A 22,836-nucleotide genomic window follows, 5' to 3' on the forward strand; every position below is an offset into this window, starting at 1 on the left:
CTTAAAAGTTAATTCTCCGAACCATGCGTTAGCCTTGGTCGAGCGGCTGATTGCGGTCGGCTTATGTAGCGGCAGTGGAATTGGGGTTCAGCTATCTCATTACAAATAAAGCGGAAAATCCTTTCGACACAGACGAATTTCCCGGACCGTGATATCAACCTGTTCGATTTTTCTGCGCGCATTACTTCCATCGGACATGCATGAAAAATTATCGGAAACCTGCTTTCCATTCCAGGAATTCGTCTGATATGCTGGCCCCCTTTTCCCGGTAAGCCACCGTTTTCTCACCAGGAACTCTCCGAAATGCAAGCGCCCGTTTGCCGATTTTCTGCAAGGTGAAGAGCATGGATACAGCAGCCCCCCCGTCCCGCCTCGCTAGACTGCTGGGCTTCCTGGGCCAGGACCCTCAAAATCTGATGCTGCTGCGAGATGCAGCTGACGAAGCCATTAAAGGCGGCGAGTGGCAGCAGGCCAGCGACCTGATCAATCGGGCGCTGGTCATGGCGCCGCAGGATGCCTCGAGCCGCTATCGCATGGCCGTAGTGCTTTGCCAGCAAGGCGAAGCATTATCCGCTCTGGCATTCACCAAAGGTCTGATCGATGAAGGCGAGTCGAACGAAGTCGTGCTGTATCAGCATGCGAAGGCGCTGGTTCTAGCCGGCCGGCATGGCGAGGCCGAGCCTCTGCTTGACGGCTTGCAGGACCATGCCACGCACCTGCCCGAGTTCGACTACTTCCATATTCGTGCCCTGCACGCCGTGGGAAAGCTGGACGAGGCGATTGCCAAAGCCGGTTCCATGGAGGGCGACCCAATCGCGCAGGGTATGCTGAGTCTGCTTTACGTCGATGCCGACCGGCTGGACGAAGGGCAGGCGCTGGCGCAGCAGATTCTTGCACGCGATCCGCATAACGTCGACGCACTGCTTGCTGCCGGCACCGGACTTTTGGCCTTGGAGAAATCGGATGTAGCCCTGCCGGCTTTCAACGAGGTCGTCAGGCAGCATCCCGACAGCGGAAGGGCCTGGATGGGGATCGGCCTTGCACGGCTGTCGGCTGGCGACCTTGCCGGCGCGCGGGAAGCACTGACAAAAACCGTGGCATTGCTGCCATCCCACCTTGGTTCATGGAATGCGCTTGCCTGGGTACAAATGATTCAGCGCGATCATGCCGGTGCGAGCCAGACGCTGGCTACTGCGCTTGATATAAATCGGAACTTCGGCGAAACGCATGGCACGCTCGCAGTGCTGAAGGCTGCGCAACAGGAATGGTCGGAGGCCGAACATCATGCAGAAGTCGCAGTGCGGCTGCAGCCCGAATCGTTTGCAGGACGTTTCGCGCAGACGCTGGTGCTTGAACATCGTGGCCGTCCTGAGCAGGCTGCGCTATTGCTTGAAAATATGATGCGCAACTACAGTGCACCGGCCGGCGGTAATCTTATCGACCTGGTGCATCGGTATGCAGCACGAGGTGTTCCAGGAAAATCTGGAGCCAATATCAAAGCCACCGGGAAGAGACAGTCATGAGCAACGACATCGATCTTGATGCGGACGAATTGAAGTTTCTGGCGATACAAGCCAGTCGTAATAATCAGACTAAGCACGCGCTGATGTATCTCAAGCACGCGATACAGCAACAACCAGCAGATGGCGAGTTGCTCTATCTGATGGCTGCCGAACATGCCCAACTCGGAATGTATGACCGTGCCGCCGAGGAAATGACAGCCGCACTTGACTTGAATCCTCAGATGCACACGGCGCGACTGCAACTTGGCTTGCTTCATTTAACGGCGGGAAGGGTTGATGCGGCGCGGTCGATGCTACAGCGGCTTGCCAGCCTTGGCCCCGACAGCTATTTCAGTTACTTCGCAACAGGACTTGAGTACCTGATCCAAGATCAGTTCTCTGCCTGTCGAGCGGCATTGGAACGCGGTATTTTAATGAATGTCGAGAACCCGGCCTTGAACGGCGATATGCAAAAGATCATCGACGCCCTGCCAGTTCCCAGTCAGCCCGAATCAGGCGATACAAGCAGTGTATGGCTGTCTGCCTACGAGCGAAACAGCGATACACACTGATCCTCAAACCGGCAGGGTACAAGCGCGATGAACACCATAGGCGGATTGACTAGCATCATTCACCGGTTGCGTACCAGGCGGAGCGACGGCCGAAAAAAGGCAAATAGTCAAGGCGCATCTCATCCACGACCGGCAGTCTGCACTGGCGAAGGGGAAATGCGTCCGTTGCTCGCTGCCGGACTGGCGGCGCTTGATCTGAGTAAGCCGGACATGCAGGAGCGCGCAGTGGACCTGTTTATTGAAACCGCACTGTATCGGGAATTCGGGACCGAGATGCTGAAGCGCGAGTCCATGCAAGATCTGCTTGCCCAGGTGCGCGAAGCCATGATGTGCACCCCGGCAGGTCGGAACGCGGTTCTGGAAATGTTGCAGGCAGTGCGGCAATCATCGAAGCAATGAGGCAACCTGAACTGGGGTTACCGTTTGCTGTTGTGAGCTGGAGGCGCGCGATCGATTGCCTTGTCTGTCGGAATACTAGTAAGTGAAGCATGTGGTCAAGCTTGCCTCGTCGCATGACCGGCGCGAGTATGATGTGGCTGTACGCATGCGTGTTATTGGGTTCGCGCATCAGGCTGTCAGTCCGGAAGTCGTCGTGGCGGCAATTCGTCACGTGCCTAATTTTCATTTGGCAGGATTGAATGAGATTGCATTTGATCGGAGTAATGCTGGCTTTCACAAGCCTTCGGTGCAAGCTTATTATTGTCAGATAGACCGGCGCATCTGCTTTCTGTACCTGCCAAAGCCGAACCTGTTTCGCCATATCCTTTACCATGAAATAGGGCACCATGTTTTTGCACTTGTAATAAGCAGCAAAGTCAAGACACTGTGGGTCAATCGGATCGCGTTACAAACGCCTTCGGTATCGGCATACGGCGCTACTAATCCTCAGGAAGATTTTGCTGAAGCATATGCAATGTATTTGGCCCCTGATTGTGAACGAAGCGCAGCCGCGGTGCTCAAGCTCAGCTTCCTGCGCGAACTCGTATTTTCAGGCGACCCCTGGACACTGAAAGAAAAGAGGATGCTCTAGCAGCAGACACATCGGCATTCACGCGTGCGTGCGAGATGAATGATCCCATCTGTCTTGCAAGTACGCCATGACTGGCTCGTCATTACCGTACCAAGGCAGGAAGTTTTGGCCCGATCGCGAGAAATTTTTTAGGTTGTCGGAGTGTGGCGTTGTAAGTTCGGTAGCAGCGAATGGCACAGCCTACGTTGTCCTGTTGCTGCGCTAGTCTCCATATTGCAATTGTCTTAACCATGGGAGCTGATATGCAATTTGATAAGGAAGAAACCCTAGCCCTGGCGCGAGAGCATTTTGAACAAAACCGCATTGAGGAGGCATTGGGCCGGGTCAAGCAGTTGTTGGAAGGCGATATTGCCGTGCCGGGTGCGCGGGAACTGGCGGCGCGGATCTATATCCGGCTTCGGCTCTATGACAGAGCTATCGCATTGTTGCAGCGATGTCTCGAGCTAGATCCGGAATCGCTTGAGCGGCAACTTGAACTCGCCATGGTTTACCAGGACAGCGGCGACCTCGATACCGCGTTGAATCGCTGGGATGCGCTGCTGGAGCGACATCCCCTCATGCCGCCGGCACTCTTCAATGCTGCTTGGTTACTGGCACAAAGAAAGCAGTTCGCCGATGCCAATCGCCATATCGAAGTGTTGTTGCAAACCGCAGCCGAAGACAATCTATACATCGGTAGAGCACGCGAACTTCAACGCACATTATCCGGGAACGCGTCGTCTCCCATAAGATTATCCTGACAGGGATCGTTTTCCCGCTTAACCGGTACTTCGGCTGACTTGGAAGCAATGTTTCGACAATAGGTGCCGGCGTTGAACAATGTATGGAGTTCGGCATCGGTACGCTCGTTTGCAACGGGCCATGCTGATGAGATTTACGCCGGGCACATTCTGCATAGTATTAGACATACATTGTTAACCGTCTTTAATAAGTCACAATTGCAGTTGATTCATTTAACAAAACGCGGTGTAATGTGCCTTGAGCTTTATCAAGGCATTTTGCAAAAAGTGTCAGAACGTTGTGATCTTGGGGGGCAATTGGCCATGCCAGATGGAGCAGCAATCGCCGCGGCCAGCATGGCCGTCGAAATGCAAAGAATTAATGTGGTCAGTCATAATCTTGCCAATACCTTGACGCCCGCTTATAAACGAATATGGCCTGTAACTACTACTTTCAATGACGTGTTCAGTGTGGCGTCAGCTGACCGTAGCGACCTTCCGGCAGAAGGTATGGCCATTGATCAGGCGGTTGACTTTCGCTCCGTACCTCTAAGGCAGACAGGTAACTCGCTTGACCTAGCCATCGAGGGCAAGGGCTATTTCGAGATTCATGATGGAGAAAGTATTTATTTCAGCCGGCAGGGAAATTTCACGCTGGATGCTACGGGGCGGCTCACCACGGCTGATGGAATGGCAGTTGCTGGCTTGGGTGGCGACATCAGGCTTCAAAGCGCTCAGGTAAGAATCGATAGTCTTGGCCGTATCTATGAAAAAGATCAGCAGGTGGCGCAACTCAAGTTAATCGCTTTCCAGGATTCAGCCAGGCTGACACCGGCCGGTGGAGGTCGCTACACCGCAGCTAATGCGTCAATGCAGCTAGCTGATGGAAACGTCAGCGTCCGCCAGGGATATACCGAGTCTTCGAACGTGGTGGCGGCAGACGAAATGGTACGTCTGATTGAGGCAATGCGGCGTTTCGAAGCCGGGCAGAAGATCATTCAGTCGTACGATGCGATGCTGGAGAAAGCGCTGTCTCGACTTGGAGAGTTTTAATTCTCTGGGAAGAACGGCTTAAGAGCCAATTTGCGCTCGTGGATTACCTCATTGGTAGCGCTGCATCCTGCATTAAAGCTTTGTAATAGGTCAAGAATAGCCGGATAGCACTCAAGTGAGCGGGTCCAGCGCAGACTGCATAGCCGTGAGGCCTGTCGTTATGAAGACGCCGAAGTAATTTGATTAATGAACTTTAGGTTCCAAAGTGAAGCATGGTTCGCGATGCGGAAAAGTGTTTGGTATAGAACTGTATGCCTAGACCCGCCTCTCTGAGCGAGTTGAAATGGCTTATAGCAATGAGGGAACAGCCAGGCTTTCTACCTTTTTGCGTACCGCACTTGCAAACATGAGCATGTTCCGTATTGAAGTGCTAATCATCGTTGCAGGACTGGCCCTAGTCGAGGCGAAATGGCAAACACGAAAGCAGCGTTAAAGGCGCTGTTCTCGCGACAAGCCTAGCTTGAGTAGCGTCCGACTTGGCAAGCGCATACCTGTTGTCAACCGTATTCACCCACTCGAAGCTGCTGTGGTAAAGGCAACTGCCGGGTCCAGACAGCCGCGAACGTATTCTGCTGAAGGAATGACCATGCTCGATTCACTGTTCATCGGCGCAGTTGGAATGGCTGCACAGCAGGCATTCATCGACTCCACCGCTAATAACCTGGTTAATTTATCTACACCAAGTTTTAAAAAAAATCGCGTTAGTTTTAAGGACATGGTTTATCACGGTCTTGAACGTGCCGACGCACCGATAGCGGGTGATGCGCAGCAGTGGACGGGCACTGGGAGTACTGCGCTTTTGCTGGGAAAGATGTTCAGCCAAGGAAAATTGGACAAAACTGGCGTACCCAACGATGTCGCCATCAATGGCGAAGGCATGGTGGAACTTGTCTTGCCGGACGGGGCAAGTGCTTACACGCGCACTCTTACGCTGCAAGTCTCCCGCGATGGACTCCTATCCACAGCAGATGGCTATCCCTTACATCAGCAAATCAGCTTGCCGCCGGACGCGGGAGCGATACAGATTGACCGCACCGGCCGTGTCACCGTCGATGTGCCGAATGAGCGCAACCCGGTAGAAGTTGGGCAAATTGAACTAACCCGGTTCGTTAATCCAGCTGGTCTCATTCCACTCGGCGACAATTTGTATGGTTCAAGCGAAAAAGCCGGAGACCCCATTTCCGGGAAACCGGGAGAAGCTGGTTTTGGCGTCTTCATGCAGGGTTATTCCGAGGCATCGAATGTCCAGCTTGTAGAAGAGATGATCAGCCTTACCCTGGCACAGCGGGCTTACGAGGCCAGTGCCAAGGTGGTGCAAGCGTCCGATGAAATGCTCGGCATTGTGAACAACCTGCGGCGATAACCATGGCACATTCAAGCTTGCTTGTATGGCCATTCCTGCTGATCACAAGCGCCTACGCAGCCCCGGCAAAGGTGATCTTGCGTGAAAACGCGGTGCTTGACCGCCATATCGTTACGCTCGCGGATGTAGCCATCATCGAGTCAGAAGATGCCGCGCTGCACCAAGCTCTGTCGAGCACACGGCTTGCAACACTAAGTGCGCCAGGCAAGCCTCGCAAGCTAAGACGTTCCAGAATTGAACATATTCTGAGCAGATACCATCCTGCCTGGCAAGGTAGCTATAACATCGCAGGCGCTGAATTTGTGCTGGCGACCAGGGCAGAATCGCAATCCCTGAATGCCAGCGCATTGCAGACATGGGCGGCAAATACCCTGTCTGCCAGCCTCCACGCGCATATTCCAGGGGCACGCCTCGATGTCGCCGCTTACCCGCTGTCGTCTGCATCTGTTTATCATCTCCCAGGCACTGTGAGCTACGCCGTGCGGCATGTGCAGATGGTGCCGTCGCAGCGCATGGCAATGGTCGTGGACGTGTTGGTAGATGGGGCCAAGACGGTTTCTGTCCCCGTCTGGCTTCGAGTAGAAGGCAGCCTTCCCGTCATGCGATTGAAGGCGACGACCGCAGCGGGCGCGCGCCTTAGCAGCAGCATGGTGGACATCATCGATGTGCCGGTGAGCGGCAAGCGATTGGCCAGCTTTCCGATAACCGAAATCGATTCCTTCCGATTGCGGCATTCCATGTCAGCGGGATCGCTTTTGTCCCCGGATGATCTGCTCGTGCGCAAGCCTGTGGAGCGCGGCAGCGAAATCACGGTGAAGGTGGCTCGAAGCGGCATTTTGCTTGAGGACCGCGCAGTGGCGATCACCGAGGGGCCAAGCGGCGCAGCGGTCCGATTAATGAATCCCCGTACGCACTCGGACTATTTTGCGACCGTATTAAGCGACGGCTTGGCAGAAGCCAGATGAAAGATACTCAATGACATCGTGTTTCAAATTGACGCTTCCGCCGCGCAGCGCGTGGGCCTTTCCTGCCATCTCCCATGCAGTCTGGTGCCTGTTGGGCATGTTGAGCTTCGGGTTGTCGACATCCCTTTTCGCAGCCGGCTTGTATCAGGGTGAAAGCCATTTCCGTCCGCTAACTTCCGACAAGCGGGCCTATCGGGTGGGTGACATGCTTACCGTACTGGTCATGGAAAATTCCAGTGCGAGCGCTAACGCCAATACCAGTGCAGAAAAGCGGGGCGGCTTGCTGTTCGGCTGGAAAGCGACCAACCGATCTGAAAACAGCAGTTTGCAACTCGGCGATACATTCGGCGGCAAAGGTCAGATACAGCGGTCCGGCAAGCTGCTAGCCCAGTTGACAGTCACTGTGCGTGAAGTCGATCCCATCACGGGACTGCTTCACGTATCCGGCGAACAGCAAATTTTCGTTAATGATGAAAAGCAGGAAATCACTCTTCACGGAAAGGTTCGACCAATCGACGTCCTCGATAACAACACGGTACTGTCGACCCGGCTGGCCGATGCGCGTATCAGCTATATTGGTGATGGCATCCTGAGCGAAAAGCAGCATGCCGGCCTGATTACACGGTTTCTCACGTGGCTGGGGCTGCTATGAGACTTGCGCTAGCCCGACAATGGGGCCTTCGAGGCCTGATGGCGATGGCCTTGCTACCGGCTTGCGTTGCAGCGGCCGCGGTTTCAGATACCGTCCGCATCAAGGACATAGGCCGCTTCGGTGGCTGGCGTGACAACATGCTGGTTGGATATGGTGTCGCCACTGGTCTGGCGGGCACCGGTGATTCGGCACGGAGCCGTTCCACGCGGCAATCGATTGCGAATGTGCTGAGCCAGTTTGACGTCGTGATACCACCTGATCAGGTGCAGAGCCGGAACGTTGCGGTTGTGATGATCACGGCCACCTTGCCGCCATTTGCCCGCAACGGCGATCGACTGGATGTCACCGTCACTTCAATGGGCGACGCGCGCAGCCTGTTGGGCGGTGTCCTGCTGATGACACCGCTGAAAGGGCCGGATGGTCGTATTTATGCCCTTGCACAAGGCGCTTTATCGGTCGGCGGGTATAAATATGACGTCAATGGCAACGTCGTACAAAAGAATCATCCGACTGTCGGTGTGGTTCCCGGCGGCGCCTCGGTAGAGGTAGCAGTGGGAACCGACTTGATGCAAGGCGGGCAACTGGAATTTGTGCTGACCGACCCGGATTACACGACCGCCAACCGGATTGCGGCATCTGTCAACGCTACTTTAAGCGGCGGACTCGCCGTGGCAAGCGATGCCGCGACTGTCAAGATAACTGTGCCTGAAGAATATCGCCAGAACATGGTGAGCTTCATCACGCGCGTTGAGAGCCTGAATGTTCAACCGGATCGTCGTGCTCGTGTGGTTGTCAACGAGCGAACCGGTACTGTAGTCGCAGGCGGCGATGTAACGATTTCCCGGGTGACGGTGAGCCACGGGGATCTGCGCGTGTCGGTGGTCACTGACTATCTGGTCTCGCAGCCCTTGCTGGTGCGCGGGACCGGGGCGGGAGTGCGCACTGAAGTAGTGCCTCAAACGAGGGTCGGCGTGACCGAGTCCGGCGGTGAGGCGGTGCAGCTTGGCGTGGGCAGTACGGTCGCGGATCTGGTACAGGCATTAAACCGCATCAAGGTCAGTCCGCGCGACATGATAGCCATCCTGCAGGGGATCAAGGCGGCAGGGGCATTGCGCGCCGAACTGATTATTCAGTAAACGAAATTAGAGATCGGTGGCGGCGTGCAGCGATGTGCATTCTTGCCACATCCGTTTCTGTGCTACCGGCCAAAAGTGATCGTTCATTCGTCGTAACTGTTCAAACGTCCACTGGTCCCCATTGAGACCATGTTGGAAGTGTGCTCTAAATTATTGCAAAGGTTCGCATGCCTTCAATCGACTTCACGCAGTCCGCCGTCATGCAGGTCACACCTAAAGCCCTAGATGCCGCCAGCTTGCGGCACCTCGCAACTATGTCCAACATTGCCAATGCCGGCAATCCGCTGCATGTGGCGCAGCGTGTTCAATTTGAAGAGGTGTTGCGGTCGGTACTGGAGCAAGAAGGGGCAGCTGAGCGGGTTGCAGCAACAGCCCAGTTGTTGCCGCGTATCGTTTCAGATCCCAGGCCTGTAGCGATTGATCAGGAGGTTGCTGCGCTTGCGCGAAACACCCTTCACTATCAGGCGCTATTGAAAACACTTAATGCGGAACTCGAATTGCTGGGCTTGGCCGCAAACGATGGAAGGAGGTAACAGTGGACTATCAAGCGGCCTCTATCATCGGTGCTGCCGGCATGGCGGTGCAAAAAATGCATGCTGATATTTCAGCCATGAATCTGGCTAATGCTGGCAGCACTCGTCCACCTGGCGCTTTGCCATATCGGGCTGCCAGAGTGGTGGTGCAAACCGTCGCAGTGCCGAGCTTCGGCAGCCTCATGCAGTCCGGCCAGTTATCAGGCAGGCTCATGCTCCCCCAGGTTGCAGGCATTGTCACCGTGGATTCAACACCGCGCATGATGCATGAGCCTGGCCATCCACATGCTGATGAACGAGGCTTCGTTGCCTATGCCAATGTCGACACCTTGTCTGAAATGGTCACCATCATGAATGCCACCCGCGCCTATGAGGCGAACATTGCGGGCATGAGTGCGACGCGGGCAATGGCATTGAAGGCCCTGGAAATTGGAGGGCAGCGATGACGGCGGTGCAATTCCTTGCGCCGGTGATTGACATAGGCGCTGCGATGCAAAGTGCGGCGTCGACCCCCGATCCGCTTCGCTCAGGCATGACATTCACCAGCATTCTTCAAGGCCAGATAGCTGAACTTGACCGTACGCTCAAAGCAGCCGAGGCACAGTCCCTGAAGCTTGCCAGCGGTGAGGCGCCCAGCTTGCATCAGGTGATGATCAGTCTGGAAAAGGCACGCATTGCCTTTCAAATGACGGTACAGGTCCGCAACCGGCTCATGGAAGGCTGGCAGGATTTGCAGCGCATGCAATTGTGAGGAAACAGAGATGCTTGAAAAATTAAGGCAGCGGACATCCGCGCTCGGTAAGCTGGCCCAAATAGTCGTAGGGCTCATGATCGCTCTCGCGTTTATTGGATGCCTGACACTTGCGTGGCGCATTCTGACCCCCGACTACCAGGTCCTGTTTTCCGACCTCGACGCGCAGGATGCCGCCGCGATCGTTGCAGAACTCGAACGGCTGAAAGTGGCGCATCGGCTGCAGGATGATGGCCGAACGATTCTTGTCGATCGCGAGGACGTGCATCGAACCCGGCTCAAATTGATGAGCAAAGGCGTCAATTTGCGTGGCACGGTCGGCTTCGAACTGTTCAGTGATTCCGATTTTGGCATGACCGAATTTGCTCAGAAAATCAATTACCAGCGTGCGATGCAGGGCGAACTTGCTCGTACCATCATGGCATTGGAAGAGGTTCGGGCGGCGCGGGTGCATCTGGTCATACCTGAATCCGGCCTGCTGCGTCGCGGCGACGTGCATGGCAAGGCGTCGGTAACCATCACGACCCGCCCTGGCAAGCAATTGCAGGCTGCCCAGGTGCTGGGCATACAGCGCCTGGTGGCCGCAGCGGTCCCGCAGATCGAACCCAGCGCTGTGACGGTGCTGGACAGTCGCGGGCTGACCTTGAGCTTGAATGAAGCCGACCAGCAGCCCGGCGACATTCCGGGGACGGCGAGCAGCGAGGCAAGGCTGGAATTGAAGCGCCAGATGGAAACTTACCTGACGTCAAAGGCGGCTGCCGTGCTGGACCGCGTTGTCGGGCGTGGCCGTGCCATCGTGTCGGTGGACGCTATCCTGCATCAGGACGCAGTCAGGGTTACCGAGGAAAAAGTGCTGGTCACGCCGGGCGGTAACGGTGAGGGTGCGATAGCGCGCAGCAAGCAGACTACCCAATCGGACGGTCGACCGGGCGGTGCCGCAACCACGCAGGCAGCATCCACCACGCAGTCCTCCGACCATGCCACCAGCCCCCCGCTCCGAAATGAATCAAGTACCAGTGAAGTCGAATTTCAGCATGGCAGGCGCGTCGAACAAATGGTATCTGCGCCAGGGGCGATCAAAAGATTGAGTGTGGGAATCGTCCTTCCTGAAACCCTGCCGGCAGCGCAGCTGCAGAAGCTTACCGAAGTAGTATCCATGGCTGTGGGCCTGAGTGCCGCGCGAGGTGACGGGATTGCGATATACAGTCTCGACGCAATAGCGAGCAGCCCTCAAAACAGTGCGATCGGCCAGGTCTTCGCAGCCAAGGCCATACCAGACACCGATACTGTGGCAACGGCCGCTGGTCAGGCTGTTGATGCCGACAAGACAATCGCCGATCTTGATGCCGAAAGGAAGATTGCCGATCGTGGCGGTGCAGATGCTTCCTGGATTGCTAAGTCTGACAATCCCGTCATTTTTCTGCTGCTTGCGCTTATGCTGGCAGCCATCCTGATCGTGGCGACCTACTTTCTGCGGCGTGGAGCGCGTGGGGATGCGACTGTGCGGCTGAGCGATGCGGAGCGGGCTAAGATGCTCCGCGATATTCAAACCTGGCTGGTTCCCGGAGGCCTGCGATGAGCGCGCCATTGCCGCCAGATCGCTTTCGGTCCGTGGCCCTGACCATGCATACGCTGGACAAGCGCGACCAGGTATGGCTGCTGCGCCGCTTGCTGCCCGGCGTACGATCAACCTTGCGCGACCTGCTTAGCGAATTGCAGGGCCTTGGATTCTCGCGGCACTTTGGCGTTCTCGCGATAGACCTCCCAGCAGCGGTAGAGAACGTCGCGCTGAATCAGGATGACGTGAGAATCATTGAGCTGGCCAGTCCGGTCATCGTGGCTGCCCTTGTCATGCGCCAGCCGGACCTGGTTCAGCGAGCGTTGCTGCATGCACGTCCTTGGCAATGGCGAGCGGTGGTATGGGAACAGATGAGCCCGGTCCGTCGTAGTCTCTTGCTTGATCCCCTCCCGAGTTCCGCAATGCCGGCCTCGAAGCTGGACGCTCTGCTGTTTGGCTTTGCGCGGTTGCTAGAGTCGGAAAAGATGTTGATCGACGGAAGTATGAAGGGCGACAAGTCATGATGCCGGTAATAAAGTCCGGCCAGATCGTGGATCATGCGCGGCCGCCTCGCGCGCTGGGTAATGCCGGCAAAAGCCTGACAGTTGAAACGGCGACTGGAGCAGGTAGGGTGCAACCGTTCGAACAGCATGGCCAGCCAGGCGAAAATCAGAAAACGGATACGTTGCAATCCGGCGATGGGAAGGGCGGAATGCGCATGGCCCAAATCAGCCAGCAGCTTGCCAACGACGCCTCGTCCGTTCCGTCTTTGGTTGAAGACAGCCATGTGCCTGCCATGTCGATCGATTCTGCGGCTGTTGTTTCGGAGACGGAGGACAATCCCGCCGGATTCATGTCGGATAGTCCTTTCGCGGACGCGCGACGTGCGGGGTATGAAGAGGGCACGGAGCAGGGCTGGAATGATGGATTTGAGCAGGGGATACAGGAGGGCCTGCGGCGAGGGCGCGAAGAGGCCGAGGCACTTCGGTCCTGCAGCGAGCGCCTGATGACGGTGTCCGAAGCGATCAGCTCGATGAGCGAGAGCTGGCAGGCAGAACTTGAAGGCGCCGCGATCGAAATTGGCTATGCGGCGCTGTTGCGGATTCTGGGGCAGAAGTGCACTGACAGGACCATGGTCGAAAGCATGGTGCGGGCCGTGCTGGAACAGCTTCCGGAGCGTCGGCTGCTCAATATTCATCTGGCGCCAGCCGATTACGCACTTTTCCATGAAGGGAAGGAAATACCCCCTAACCTGGGCGCCGTATTGCTTGCTGATGAGCGCGTCAGCATGGGTGGATGTATCGTCGACACGGACGCCGGAAGCCTTGATGGGCGGCTTGAAACGCGCCTGGCCGAGTTGAAAGCGGTGCTGGTGGAAGTTCACCATGCAAGAGAGATGCCGCAATGAGTTTAGCGCCGACAATGCACCGCTATACGAGTGCCCTGAACCAGGCGCCGCTGACGCGGCGCATCGGCCGCGTCACTCGCTCTCAGGGTTTGGTGCTGGAAGCCAATGGGCCGGACGCCTTTCTGGGTGAAGTCTGCGCAATCTATTCACGTTCCCAAGGCACACCGGTGCTGGGCGAGGTAGTGGGCATACGCGATGGCCGCGTGCTGCTGATGCCATATGGCGAATTGCACGGCATTGGCCTGGGCAGCGAGGTCATTGCACGTGGGCAGGCGTTGCGGGTGGCGGCCGGGAATGGTTACCTAGGACGGGTGGTGGATGCCTTTGGCAAGCCCATCGATGGCATAGCACCGCCTCCCGTGGATGTCATGGTGCCTCTGCGCAGGGAAGCAATCAACCCGCTGTCACGACCGCCGATACGCAACGTTCTTGAATGCGGTATCCGGGCGATTGACACGCTGCTCACGATAGGTCGCGGCCAGCGCATCGGAATCTTCTCCGGTAGCGGGGTGGGCAAGAGCACTTTGCTCGGCATGCTTGCGCGTAATGTCCGGTCGGATGTCAACGTGGTGGCCATGGTGGGCGAACGTGGGCGCGAGGTAAGGGAATTCATAGAGAACGCGCTGGGTCCGGCGGGCTTGAAGCGTTCAGTGGTTGTCGTGTCCACCTCTGAACAGCCTGCGCTGTTGCGCTGTAACGCAGCCTATACGGCCACCGCGCTCGCTGAATACTTCAGGGACCAGGGCGCCGATGTTGCCCTGATCATGGACTCGGTGTCTCGATTCGCGATGGCACAGCGGGAAATCGGCCTGGCGATCGGCGAGCCGCCGACGGCTCGTGGGTACACGCCATCGGTATTCGCCAGCTTACCCCGCCTCATGGAGCGATGCGGCACGGCGGCGAGCGGGGGATCGATTACCGCGTTCTATACCGTTCTTGCCGAAGGCGACGATTTCTATGGCGATCCTGTTGTCGACGCAACCCGGTCAGTGCTTGATGGTCATCTTGTCTTGACGCGGGAACTGGCAGATCGACGCCATTTTCCCTCCATCGACGTGCTCAAGAGTATCAGCAGACTCATGCCCGTCCTGGCTTCGCCGGCAGACCAGGCCCTTGCACAGCAGGCGGTGCGCCTGCTTGACCGCCTCCACAAGAGCCGCGACCTGATCGATATCGGCGCCTACAAGAGCGGTGTCAACGCCGAGCTCGACCGGGCGATGCGGCTCGCGCCGTGGCTGGAACGCTTTCTATGCCAATCGGGCGATGAGGTCATTCCCCGTGCCGACGCGCTCGCGAGCCTGAGCGCATTGCTGAAGGAAACCTGATATGCGCCACACCTATCGCTATCCCCTGCAAACACTGCAGAATCTCCGTAGTACCGACGTGGATACCGCACAGGCCGCACTGCGTCTGGTGGAACGGGACATTTCCTCCAACGAAGAAGCGATTGGCGCTTGCTGCACAAGCATGCGGCAGCTGGAGCAGGAGGTGCGTGCGGCGCGGTCAGGAGGCCACTTCGACCTCGATCAGCAACGCGCTGCTTATTCCTACCTGTCGCATCTGCGCCTGCGGCTGGCGACGCTGCAGCAAGCGCGTGCAGAACTGCTGCAACAGGAGCAACAGTGCCTGCAGCAGCTCAACCTGGCACGCAGTGCGTTGCGCACGCTGGAAAAACACCATGCGCGCCTGGGCGATGCCTACCTCCTCGATGTCGCCCGCGCCGGACAGCGCGAGGCCGACGACAGCTGGTTGTCACGAGCCGGTGCGCGTGAGGTGGCGCCATGAGCGCGGTGGGTGGAGCGGCAGGCCAGTTCGCTGGCATCGCATCGTCGGTCGGTGCAGACACGGGCGCAGGCGTTGGCAGATCCGTGTCGGCCTGGCGGCGGGTGCTTGAGCGGGAGCAGCTGGCTGCGCTGGCGCAGTTCCGTTCCGTTGCCATGAACGGTGGGCGCCATGCGGGTGCACACGGCATGCCGTCCGCCCAGTCAAGGTACGCCGCGCCTATTGCGAAAGGCACTCTCTTTGCAGCATCGTCAGCGCACACAAGCCAGCCTGGCGGTTTAACCGCTCTTGCCATACAGCCCAGACCTGTACTTCACGGCCATTTTCTCCATGTCCTCAAGCCTTCCACGCTGGAAGTCCCTATCGGGACGGGCGTGTGGGGCAGCCAGGCGGGAGTCCGCGCACCATCGCAGGAAGCGCTTCAGGCGCTTCAAGCGCCGCTTGCGTCAATGTCAGTGCATCAGACGGCGCTCCTGTCTTCAAGCGACTGGCCGTGGCGCAAATTGCACTGCACGGTGGATGCCGAGGGCGTCCACGTCTGGCTACGTGACGCCACCATCGGTGCGGAAGACAACGCGCTGCTTGAATGGATTGGCCAGCTGCGCCAGGCCCTGGCGCAATCCGGCGCCCGGCTTGCCAGTTTTACCCTGAATGGCACTGCGATTTTTCCAATCGCCTAACCGGAGAACACCATGGATGTGCAATCAATCGGCGGATTGACCTCAACGCCGCAATCGACGCAGGTCAATAGCCTGGGTCTGGATGACTTTCTCAAGATCCTGATGACACAGCTTACCTATCAGGACCCGTTGAAGCCGCTGGACAACCAGGAGTTCATCGCTCAGCTTGCCCAGTTCACCTCGCTGCAGCAGAGCAGGGAAGTCAACCAGGGAATACAACAATTGCTCACGATCCAGTCCGCCACCCAGTCGGTGGGACTGCTCGGGCGCACGGTGCAGGTACGCACCGCCAATGACGACAGCGTCATCGGTGTGGCCACCACGCTGCGTTTCAACAGTGGACAACCGTTGCTGACGGTACGCGCGAGCGACGGCAGTTATCTGGCCGACATGCCCTTGTCGCAAATCATGCTGGTTCAATAGACAGGAGGCGCCATGTTTGATGCCATTCTCATTGCCAGTACCGGCTTGTCAGCGTACTCGCGCGGCTTGTCCAACATCAGCAATAACGTCAGCAACCTCAATACGGCGGCATACAAGCGCTCATCGATGCAATTCCAGGATCTGATCTATAACCAGAGTTCCACTCTGGGACGGGAAGGCAATGGCGTCATTGCCGGCAAGCCGCTGCCTGTGTTTACGCAGGGCGAGCTGCGTCGGACCGGAAATGCGCTCGACGTTGCCATCGACGGCGACGGCTATTTCATCCTGAGCAAGGATGGCAAGACCTTCTACACCCGTGACGGCCAGTTTGACTTCGACAGCGACGGTGTCCTGGTTGGCCGCCAGTCGCGGGTGCCGGTAATGAGCCTGTCGGAGACCGGTCAGCTCGCGGCACTGAATATCACGCCATTGCGCAACATGGCTGGAACCCCCACGGCGCTGATCAAGCTTGACGGCACACTTTCCACGACCGATGCCGATCGCAGCCATACGATCAGCGATATCAATGTGGTGAGCGCCGCCGGCGTGGCCAGCAAGGCCAGCCTGGTGTTCAACGATGAGACCGATCCGGCCGTGACAGGCGTGGATCATCGCTGGGGCTTTACGGTCAGGAACGATCGCAGCGAGACGGTCGCTTCCGGGACCCTGATCTTTGGAAGCGACGGTTCTCCCGCAACCGGCGCCGACAAGTTCGCGTTCGACTGGCCTTCGCCTGGCGGCACGCAGAAGGTCACGCTCGACTTCGGTACGCCAGGCGGCTTTGCCGGACTGACCAGTTTCAGCGCAGGTGGCACCTCCACCGCAAGACTGCAATCGGCCGACGGCAAGACCAGTGGTTCCTATACCGCCAGTGCTTACGAGGACGATGGTTCCGTCGTGCTGAATTATTCGAACGGCGAGAAACGCACGGCCGGTCGCCTAGCCCTGGCCTGGTTTGCCGAACAGGACAGGCTTGTGGCGCAAGGCGCGAGCCTGTGGACTGATCCGGACAAGGCGCTGACCGCCGTCGGCGCACCGCAGACATTGCGGCTTGGCCAGCTTTCCGGCGGCGAGATCGAGGCATCCAACGTCGATCTTACCCAGCAGTTCTCCGAACTGATCGTGGTGCAGCGGGCTTACCAGGCGTCGTCGCAGGTCATCAGCACGGCCAACGAAATGATGCAGCAGCTCTTCGACATGCGGGGCCGGCGTTGAGCGCGCCGCGGCCGTGGGTCTGGCTTGGCGAAAGCGACATCGGTGCGCTCCAGCACGGCCTGGAGCCGCTGGCGGCTGCCTGGGCCACGAGCTGGATGCCGGGTGAAAGCATGTCGTTCAGGGTGACGGCCGCCGAGCCGGGCCTGCTCCGAAAAGAAGCGCTGCTGGTCCTGCAGGACGGCGAAGATGCCCGGGCCGGTCCGCGTCAGGCCGTGCTTCATGGCGCGGCCATGCAGAAGCTGCTGCAGCCCGTATTGGCCGATGTCGGGGCCGAGCTGGCGGTCCATATGGCGCAGTACATTGCACGCGACCTGCTGGTGCGCCTGGCCCGGCTCACGCCGGGCAGCGTGCGCAGGGACGCCCTGTTTCCACCGGTTGCCGGCAGCCCGGTGCAAGCCGGAACGGCGGACGGTTCGGCCTTGCTGAGGCTCGGTTTCGGGTGCGGCGAACTGGTGGTATGGATGAGCCACGGGCTGCTCAACCATTGGTGCGAGGGCCGTGGCCGGGTCAAGTCGGCTGCATTGGCATCGCGCCAGGAAGCGCTTGCCGGTCGTCGCCTGCCGTTCCGGCTGTTGGTCGGCAATGCCGACCTGGCGCTCTCCGACCTCGTCCGTCTTGAGCCGGGCGATGTGATCCTGCTCGATGCCGGCATCGACAAGCCGCTGACGCTGGAGAACACGGTTGGCGACCCCATCGCACGCGGCTATCTCGGTTTGCGCCAGGGTGCGGCGGCCGTGCAGATTTGCAAATGAACCGAGAAAGGAAACGCCATGCATGCAAGTAATCCAGACGACGTTGCAGAAGCTGCCGATGCAGCGGACCAGCGCCATACCGAAGTCAGCCTGATAGGGCTGGAAGAACTCCCCGAGTTGCAGCTGCAGGGCTCGGCCCTGCTCAATGGCAAGCTGGACCTGATTGGCTGCTTGAAGGTGCGGCTGCGCGCCGTGCTGGGCCAGGGGGAAATCTCGGTTTCCGAACTCTTCGCCATCAAGGATGGATCGGTGGTGCCCCTGCAATGCGGCGTTCATCCGCTGGTCGATATCGAGCTGGACCAGAAGACGATCGCACGCGGCGAACTGGTGGTGGTGGGGGATACTTTGGGTGTGCGTGTGACGGAGGTGAGTAGTGCGCCGGCCTGATGCGTGTTCCCGTTGCTTGCGCACCGTGCTGGCATGCTGGGCACTGGCGGCCAGCATGCCCGGCCTGGCGCAAGACGCGGCTGCGGCGATTCCTTACCGTGAAGACGGTGCCGGACTGGGCCAGCAGGCGATGACCACGGGAGCCATCACGCTGCTTCTGCTGGCACTTGCCGTGGCTGCCTTGCTGGTAGTGCGCCGCAAGCTGGGAACGCAGCTTGTCCATGCAAACGTTGGCGGCCTGCGCTGCGCGGCCAGCGCCCGTCTATCCGCGCAGACCCGCGTGCACGTCGTGCTCTATCGGGGACGGGAGTATCTGCTTGCGCAGTCGGGCGACAGTCTGCTGCGCATCGCCGAGTTCGATTCCGGTGGTCCGGTTCTGGAGAAGCAGTCGTGATGGCCTGCTGCATGCAGCCTGTGGAGCGGCATGCCAGGCGGACGTCGCGGCGGCTGGCCTGGCTGTGTGCCGGCCTTGCCCTGCTGTTCAGCGCCTGTGCATGGGGGCAGTCGGTGGGGGGCATCGAGTTGCGCATGCTGCCATCGCAGGCGAAGGGGGCCGACCTGGCGCTGCCGATTCGCATGCTGCTGCTGCTGTCCCTGCTCAGTGTGGCGCCCGCCATCCTTGTGACGATGACGGCTTTCACGCGCATCGTGATTGTGCTGGGCATGCTGCGCCATGCGATAGGCATGCAGGAAACGCCGCCAAACCAGGTGCTGGTCAGCCTGGCGCTGTTTCTCTCGCTGTTTGCGATGATGCCGGTGCTCACCCAGATCAACGAGCAGGCATTCCAGCCCTACAGCGCCGGCCGCATCGGGCTGGAGAGGGCGGTCGATATCGGCGCGGTGCAAATGCGCGATTTCATGATCCGCCAGACGCGCGAGGCGGATCTGGCGTTGATGACGGAACTGTCGCATGCCGCCCCGCCCAAAAGCGTGGAAGAGATCAGCCTGGTGCAGCTGACGCCGGCCTTCATGCTCAGCGAACTGCGGGCGGCGTTCCAGATCGGCTTCATGATTTTCCTGCCATTCATCATGATCGACCTGGTGGTGGCCAGCGTACTGATGTCGCTGGGGATGATGATGGTGCCGCCAGTGATGATTTCCCTGCCTCTGAAGCTGCTTACCTTTATCCTGATCGACGGCTGGAACCTGGTTGCCCGGTCTGTGCTGGGAAGCTTTCACTAGGCACGGCGGTGGAATGCCGCGTCGGACTGTCCGAGCAGGAACTCTGGCTGCGCTTCGCGGAAAGCCGCGATGCACTGGTGCGTTTGCAATTGGTGGACCAGTACCTGCCCCTGGCGCGCATGCTGGCCGCGCGCCTGTTCAAGCGGCGGGGGCGATTGCATGGCGAGTTCGGCGATTACATGCAGTCGGCGGTGCTGGGCCTGCTGGAGGCGGTAGACCGGTTCGACCCGGCGCGCAACGTGCCCTTTCGTTACTTTGCCTCACGCCGCATCTGCGGCGCAGTGCTCGATCAGCTCGGGTCCATGAGCGAGCTGCACAGGCAAACCATCGGGCAGGGCAGACTGCACAGACGCGTGGCGGACCTGCTCCCCGCGCAATCCGGGTCGGGTGACGGATTCCAGGCGATGGTGGATCTGGCGCTGAACTTGTCGGTGGGCTTCATGCTGCAGGGCTCGGGCATGTATAGCGTCTCGGAAGAGGAGACCGACCAGCGCAGTTACAACCACACGGCGCGGCGCGAACTGGCGCACGTATTTGCCACATTGCTGAACCTGCTTCCCCCGGCCCAGGCAAACGTGGTGCGCTACCACTATCTTTGCGACATCGACCTTTCCGAGATCGCGCGCATGATGGGCGTCAGCGCGGGACGCGTATCGCAGCTGCATCGCCAGGCCCTGCAGGCGCTGCGCGCGCTGTACCAGGCCGAGAGCCGCCTCGACTTGTCGGTGTGAGCGACGCGTCAGCAATCAGACCATGGTGAGAACTCCTGTGAACAGCGCATGGCCTGGCGGCCTGGTGGCTGCGGCAGTCGGCGCTACTTGATCTGACAGTGCAGCGCTGCGACCGGCAAGCGGATGCGACCGCTGGTCGCGGGCTGCGCAGTCAGCGGCGCCAGACCCGTGCCCGCCCTGCCTTTCGGGCGCTGGCTACAAGCCGAAGATGCGCCGGCAGCCGGGCGTGAGCAAGTCCAGGTATTCGGGCTGGCGCCGGATCTGCTCGGCAAAGAATCCGCACACCGGCACGACATGCCATTCCTGCCTGCGGAAATGGTCCAGCGCCTGCCGCGCCATCGCAGATCCATGACCCTTGCCTTCATGGGCGGCATCGACTTCGGTATGCGTCACGATGGCAACCCGGCCGAACAGGTAATAATCGACGAAGGCCACGGCCTGCCCGGACGACTGCAGCGTGAGCCGTTGCACCGCATCCCGTTCATCATCCTTTGCCGTCATCGTGGTCATGCGCGTCTCTTCATTCGTCCGGGCGGAAATTATAGGCAAAAGCGGCAGTCAAACCGGCATTCCCATTGCCAGAACGGAGAAACCCATGAGTGAAAACAAGCCCAGCGGCGCCGGACAGCAGGTAACGGCGCGACAGCCCGAAGACTGTGACCGCCTGTTGCTCGCCGCACTGCAGTCGGGCGACATCGACGCCAGCGTGGCGCTGTACGAGCCCGGCGCGGCGCTGTTTGCGAAATCCGGCGAGGCAGTCGTCGGGCACGAGGCGATTCGCGCCAGCAATGCCGCGTTGATTGCACTCAAGCCCCGTTTTCATATCGAGCGCATCGTCACCACCGTCAGCGGTGACGGCAGCATTGCCACTACCCGCATGAAGGCCACGCTGGAAGGCACCCGGCCCGACGGCCGCCCGGTCAAAAGCGCGCTGCACACCCTGGAAGTGGTGCGCCGGCAGCCTGATGGTTCCTGGCGCTATGTCATCGATGATCCCTTCGGCAGCATGCGTGACCGGATGGAGCAGCCTTCACAGGGCTGACGCTGCGCGGATCATCGGTGCGATCTCTTGATGGGATCGTCATTGGGCTTTGCGATGCATTGTATAAATGACGCTGAAAGCGCGGCGGCGCAGCTGGCCGCGCAGCCATCAAGAAAGGACTCAGACAATGAAATGCGCTCTGGTTGGATCCCGGTTCTTCGGCGCTTCGGTATTCGAGGCGCTGCGCAAGGACGAGGGCATTACCTTTACCAGCGTGGTCGCACCGGCCGCCGATGACAGGCTTGCGCTGGCGGCGCGGGCCGCGGGACTGGAAGTCCATGTGCTGGAGAACCCAAAGATCGTGCCTGGCCATGCGATTGCGGAAGGCACCGACCTGATCATCGCGGCCCATACCCATGCCCGCGTCAGCGACGAGGCGCTGGCCCGTTCGCGCCTGGGCGGCATCGGCTACCATCCGTCGCTGCTGCCGCGCCACCGCGGCATTGCCGCCGTCGAGTGGACCATCCTGGAAGGCGACCCGATCGCGGGCGGCTCGATCTACCACCTGGCCGACGGCTGGGACGCGGGCGCGATTGCGGCACAGGACTGGTGCTTCGTCGAGAAGGGCGAAACCGCGCGTGAGCTCTGGGAACGCAGCCTGGCGCCGATGGGCCTGGCGCTGCTGAGCCGGGTGGTGCAGCAGGCGCGCCTGACCGGCAGCATACCGGCCGAGCCGCAGGATACCCGCTATGCCACCCGAGCGCCGATGCTGCGCAAGTCGGTGGTGCTGACCGAGGATGCCTCGCCGTCCATCACGTCGCTGATCGTGTCTGTCACCGGGCCGGACCGGCACGGCATTGTCAGCCTGCTGGCAGACCGCGCGCAGCGCTTCGACGCCAACTGGGCGGCCAGCCGCATGACCCGCTTCGGCGGCGAGTTTGCCGGCACCGTGCACCTTGAAGTGCCACGCGAGCGTGCCGACGCACTGGCCGAGGCCTTGCGGGCGCTGGCCGCAAGCGGCCTGCAGGTCGTCATCGCCAGGAGCGACGCCGCCACGGTCGCCGCCGGATTGCGCGGGGTGGAGCTGGAACTGGTCGGCGAGGACAGGATAGGCATCGTCAGCTCGCTCACGCGCATTCTGGCCGAGCGCGGCGTGAGCATCGAGAGCATGCATACGGAACTGCTGCGCAGCGGCATATCGGGCAAGCAGACATTCAAGATTGGCGCCCACCTGCTGCTGCCGGCCGGTCTGACGCTGGATACGCTCAAGGCCGAACTTGGCGCACTGGCGGGCGAGATGATGCTCGACATCGCCCTTGGGGAGCCGCAGGCTGTCCCGCCGCGGCATTGACCGGACAAGCGACAAAGGCATCCGCTGCGTGGCGCCGCCCGCCTGGCGGGTGGCGCCATATGCCGCAATCGGCTACGCTATGCGCCCGGTTGCCGGGGGCGGGCGGCCA

The 22,836-nt window shown here is 59.5% G+C and carries 29 protein-coding genes; 28 read left to right on the forward strand and 1 reads right to left on the reverse strand.

Going from position 1 to position 22,836, the window contains the following annotated elements; genetic code table 11:
- Positions 1–344: 344 nt before the first annotated feature.
- The 26 genes from ABC383_RS20315 (at position 345) to ABC383_RS20440 (ending at position 20,394) form a co-directional block, all read left to right on the forward strand.
- The gene (locus ABC383_RS20315) at positions 345–1,523 is read left to right on the forward strand and encodes a tetratricopeptide repeat protein (protein ID WP_413016645.1); all 1,179 of its coding nucleotides are present in this window, start codon (positions 345–347) and stop codon (positions 1,521–1,523) included.
- The gene (locus ABC383_RS20320; protein WP_413016646.1) at positions 1,520–2,074 is read left to right on the forward strand and encodes a tetratricopeptide repeat protein; all 555 of its coding nucleotides are present in this window, start codon (positions 1,520–1,522) and stop codon (positions 2,072–2,074) included. The genes ABC383_RS20315 and ABC383_RS20320 overlap by 4 nt, the downstream gene beginning before the upstream one ends.
- A gap of 156 nt (positions 2,075–2,230) precedes the next feature.
- Positions 2,231–2,473, forward strand: coding sequence for a hypothetical protein (locus ABC383_RS20325; RefSeq protein WP_413016648.1), 243 nt, complete (start codon positions 2,231–2,233; stop codon positions 2,471–2,473).
- Between the two features lie 82 nt (positions 2,474–2,555).
- Positions 2,556–3,104 (forward strand): hypothetical protein, encoded by a 549-nt coding sequence (locus tag ABC383_RS20330; RefSeq protein ID WP_413016650.1) that lies wholly within the window; start codon positions 2,556–2,558, stop codon positions 3,102–3,104.
- Positions 3,105–3,346: 242 nt separating this feature from the next.
- Positions 3,347–3,844, forward strand: a complete 498-nt coding sequence (locus ABC383_RS20335; protein ID WP_413016652.1) for a tetratricopeptide repeat protein — start codon at positions 3,347–3,349, stop codon at positions 3,842–3,844.
- 72 nt (positions 3,845–3,916) lie between these two features.
- Positions 3,917–4,876 (forward strand): flagellar hook-basal body protein, encoded by a 960-nt coding sequence (locus tag ABC383_RS20340; protein WP_413016653.1) that lies wholly within the window; start codon positions 3,917–3,919, stop codon positions 4,874–4,876.
- A 586-nt stretch (positions 4,877–5,462) separates the two neighbouring features.
- Positions 5,463–6,239: a flagellar hook-basal body protein gene (locus ABC383_RS20345; protein ID WP_413016654.1), complete on the forward strand. Its 777-nt coding sequence runs from the start codon at positions 5,463–5,465 to the stop codon at positions 6,237–6,239.
- A gap of 2 nt (positions 6,240–6,241) precedes the next feature.
- On the forward strand, positions 6,242–7,204 hold the full coding sequence (locus ABC383_RS20350) for a flagella basal body P-ring formation protein FlgA (protein ID WP_413016656.1): 963 nt from the start codon (positions 6,242–6,244) through the stop codon (positions 7,202–7,204).
- 10 nt (positions 7,205–7,214) lie between these two features.
- Complete coding sequence (locus ABC383_RS20355) at positions 7,215–7,856, forward strand: flagellar basal body L-ring protein FlgH (RefSeq protein ID WP_413016657.1); 642 nt, start codon at positions 7,215–7,217, stop codon at positions 7,854–7,856.
- Between the two features lie 38 nt (positions 7,857–7,894).
- Positions 7,895–8,992 (forward strand): flagellar basal body P-ring protein FlgI, encoded by a 1,098-nt coding sequence (locus tag ABC383_RS20360; protein WP_413016659.1) that lies wholly within the window; start codon positions 7,895–7,897, stop codon positions 8,990–8,992.
- Between the two features lie 167 nt (positions 8,993–9,159).
- The gene (locus tag ABC383_RS20365; protein ID WP_413016660.1) at positions 9,160–9,525 is read left to right on the forward strand and encodes a flagellar basal body rod protein FlgB; all 366 of its coding nucleotides are present in this window, start codon (positions 9,160–9,162) and stop codon (positions 9,523–9,525) included.
- A 2-nt stretch (positions 9,526–9,527) separates the two neighbouring features.
- The gene (gene flgC / locus ABC383_RS20370) at positions 9,528–9,971 is read left to right on the forward strand and encodes a flagellar basal body rod protein FlgC (protein ID WP_413016661.1); all 444 of its coding nucleotides are present in this window, start codon (positions 9,528–9,530) and stop codon (positions 9,969–9,971) included.
- On the forward strand, positions 9,968–10,276 hold the full coding sequence (gene fliE / locus ABC383_RS20375; protein ID WP_413016663.1) for a flagellar hook-basal body complex protein FliE: 309 nt from the start codon (positions 9,968–9,970) through the stop codon (positions 10,274–10,276). The genes flgC and fliE overlap by 4 nt, the downstream gene beginning before the upstream one ends.
- A gap of 10 nt (positions 10,277–10,286) precedes the next feature.
- Positions 10,287–11,855, forward strand: a complete 1,569-nt coding sequence (gene fliF / locus ABC383_RS20380) for a flagellar basal-body MS-ring/collar protein FliF (RefSeq protein WP_413016665.1) — start codon at positions 10,287–10,289, stop codon at positions 11,853–11,855.
- Positions 11,856–11,899: 44 nt separating this feature from the next.
- The gene (locus tag ABC383_RS20385) at positions 11,900–12,358 is read left to right on the forward strand and encodes a hypothetical protein (protein ID WP_413016666.1); all 459 of its coding nucleotides are present in this window, start codon (positions 11,900–11,902) and stop codon (positions 12,356–12,358) included.
- A complete protein-coding gene (locus ABC383_RS20390; protein WP_413016667.1) occupies positions 12,355–13,242 on the forward strand; it encodes a FliH/SctL family protein in 888 nt (295 codons plus the stop codon). The genes ABC383_RS20385 and ABC383_RS20390 overlap by 4 nt, the downstream gene beginning before the upstream one ends.
- Positions 13,239–14,567 (forward strand): FliI/YscN family ATPase, encoded by a 1,329-nt coding sequence (locus ABC383_RS20395; protein WP_413016668.1) that lies wholly within the window; start codon positions 13,239–13,241, stop codon positions 14,565–14,567. Before ABC383_RS20390 ends, ABC383_RS20395 begins: the two co-directional genes overlap by 4 nt.
- A gap of 1 nt (position 14,568) precedes the next feature.
- A complete protein-coding gene (locus tag ABC383_RS20400) occupies positions 14,569–15,027 on the forward strand; it encodes a hypothetical protein (RefSeq protein ID WP_413016670.1) in 459 nt (152 codons plus the stop codon).
- Complete coding sequence (locus tag ABC383_RS20405) at positions 15,024–15,704, forward strand: hypothetical protein (RefSeq protein WP_413016672.1); 681 nt, start codon at positions 15,024–15,026, stop codon at positions 15,702–15,704. The genes ABC383_RS20400 and ABC383_RS20405 overlap by 4 nt, the downstream gene beginning before the upstream one ends.
- 12 nt (positions 15,705–15,716) lie before the next feature.
- The gene (locus ABC383_RS20410) at positions 15,717–16,127 is read left to right on the forward strand and encodes a flagellar hook capping FlgD N-terminal domain-containing protein (RefSeq protein WP_413016674.1); all 411 of its coding nucleotides are present in this window, start codon (positions 15,717–15,719) and stop codon (positions 16,125–16,127) included.
- Positions 16,128–16,139: 12 nt separating this feature from the next.
- Positions 16,140–17,342: a flagellar hook-basal body complex protein gene (locus ABC383_RS20415; protein WP_413016675.1), complete on the forward strand. Its 1,203-nt coding sequence runs from the start codon at positions 16,140–16,142 to the stop codon at positions 17,340–17,342.
- Positions 17,339–18,094 (forward strand): FliM/FliN family flagellar motor switch protein, encoded by a 756-nt coding sequence (locus ABC383_RS20420; protein WP_413016676.1) that lies wholly within the window; start codon positions 17,339–17,341, stop codon positions 18,092–18,094. Before ABC383_RS20415 ends, ABC383_RS20420 begins: the two co-directional genes overlap by 4 nt.
- A gap of 18 nt (positions 18,095–18,112) precedes the next feature.
- Positions 18,113–18,481 (forward strand): FliM/FliN family flagellar motor switch protein, encoded by a 369-nt coding sequence (locus tag ABC383_RS20425; protein ID WP_413016678.1) that lies wholly within the window; start codon positions 18,113–18,115, stop codon positions 18,479–18,481.
- Between the two features lie 55 nt (positions 18,482–18,536).
- Positions 18,537–18,875 carry a hypothetical protein gene (locus tag ABC383_RS20430; protein WP_413016680.1) on the forward strand — a complete coding sequence of 113 codons (339 nt, stop codon included), beginning with the start codon at positions 18,537–18,539 and terminating at the stop codon, positions 18,873–18,875.
- Positions 18,875–19,663: a flagellar type III secretion system pore protein FliP gene (gene fliP, locus ABC383_RS20435; protein WP_413016682.1), complete on the forward strand. Its 789-nt coding sequence runs from the start codon at positions 18,875–18,877 to the stop codon at positions 19,661–19,663. Before ABC383_RS20430 ends, fliP begins: the two co-directional genes overlap by 1 nt.
- A gap of 8 nt (positions 19,664–19,671) precedes the next feature.
- Entirely contained in the window at positions 19,672–20,394 is a 723-nt protein-coding gene (locus ABC383_RS20440) for a sigma-70 family RNA polymerase sigma factor (protein ID WP_413016683.1), read from the forward strand.
- Between the two features lie 195 nt (positions 20,395–20,589).
- Here the strand turns inward: ABC383_RS20440 and ABC383_RS20445 are convergent, their stop codons facing one another.
- Positions 20,590–20,904 carry a GNAT family N-acetyltransferase gene (locus ABC383_RS20445; protein ID WP_413016685.1) on the reverse strand — a complete coding sequence of 105 codons (315 nt, stop codon included), beginning with the start codon at positions 20,902–20,904 and terminating at the stop codon, positions 20,590–20,592.
- Between the two features lie 85 nt (positions 20,905–20,989).
- Here ABC383_RS20445 and ABC383_RS20450 point away from each other — a divergent pair, with 85 nt between their 5' ends.
- The gene (locus ABC383_RS20450; protein ID WP_413016687.1) at positions 20,990–21,436 is read left to right on the forward strand and encodes a YybH family protein; all 447 of its coding nucleotides are present in this window, start codon (positions 20,990–20,992) and stop codon (positions 21,434–21,436) included.
- Between the two features lie 127 nt (positions 21,437–21,563).
- Complete coding sequence (locus ABC383_RS20455; RefSeq protein WP_413016689.1) at positions 21,564–22,727, forward strand: formyltransferase family protein; 1,164 nt, start codon at positions 21,564–21,566, stop codon at positions 22,725–22,727.
- The last annotated feature ends 109 nt before the right edge of the window (positions 22,728–22,836 follow it).

The sequence above is a fragment of the Noviherbaspirillum phoenicis genome (assembly GCF_047237965.1).
Classification (GTDB): domain Bacteria; phylum Pseudomonadota; class Gammaproteobacteria; order Burkholderiales; family Burkholderiaceae_D; genus Noviherbaspirillum_A.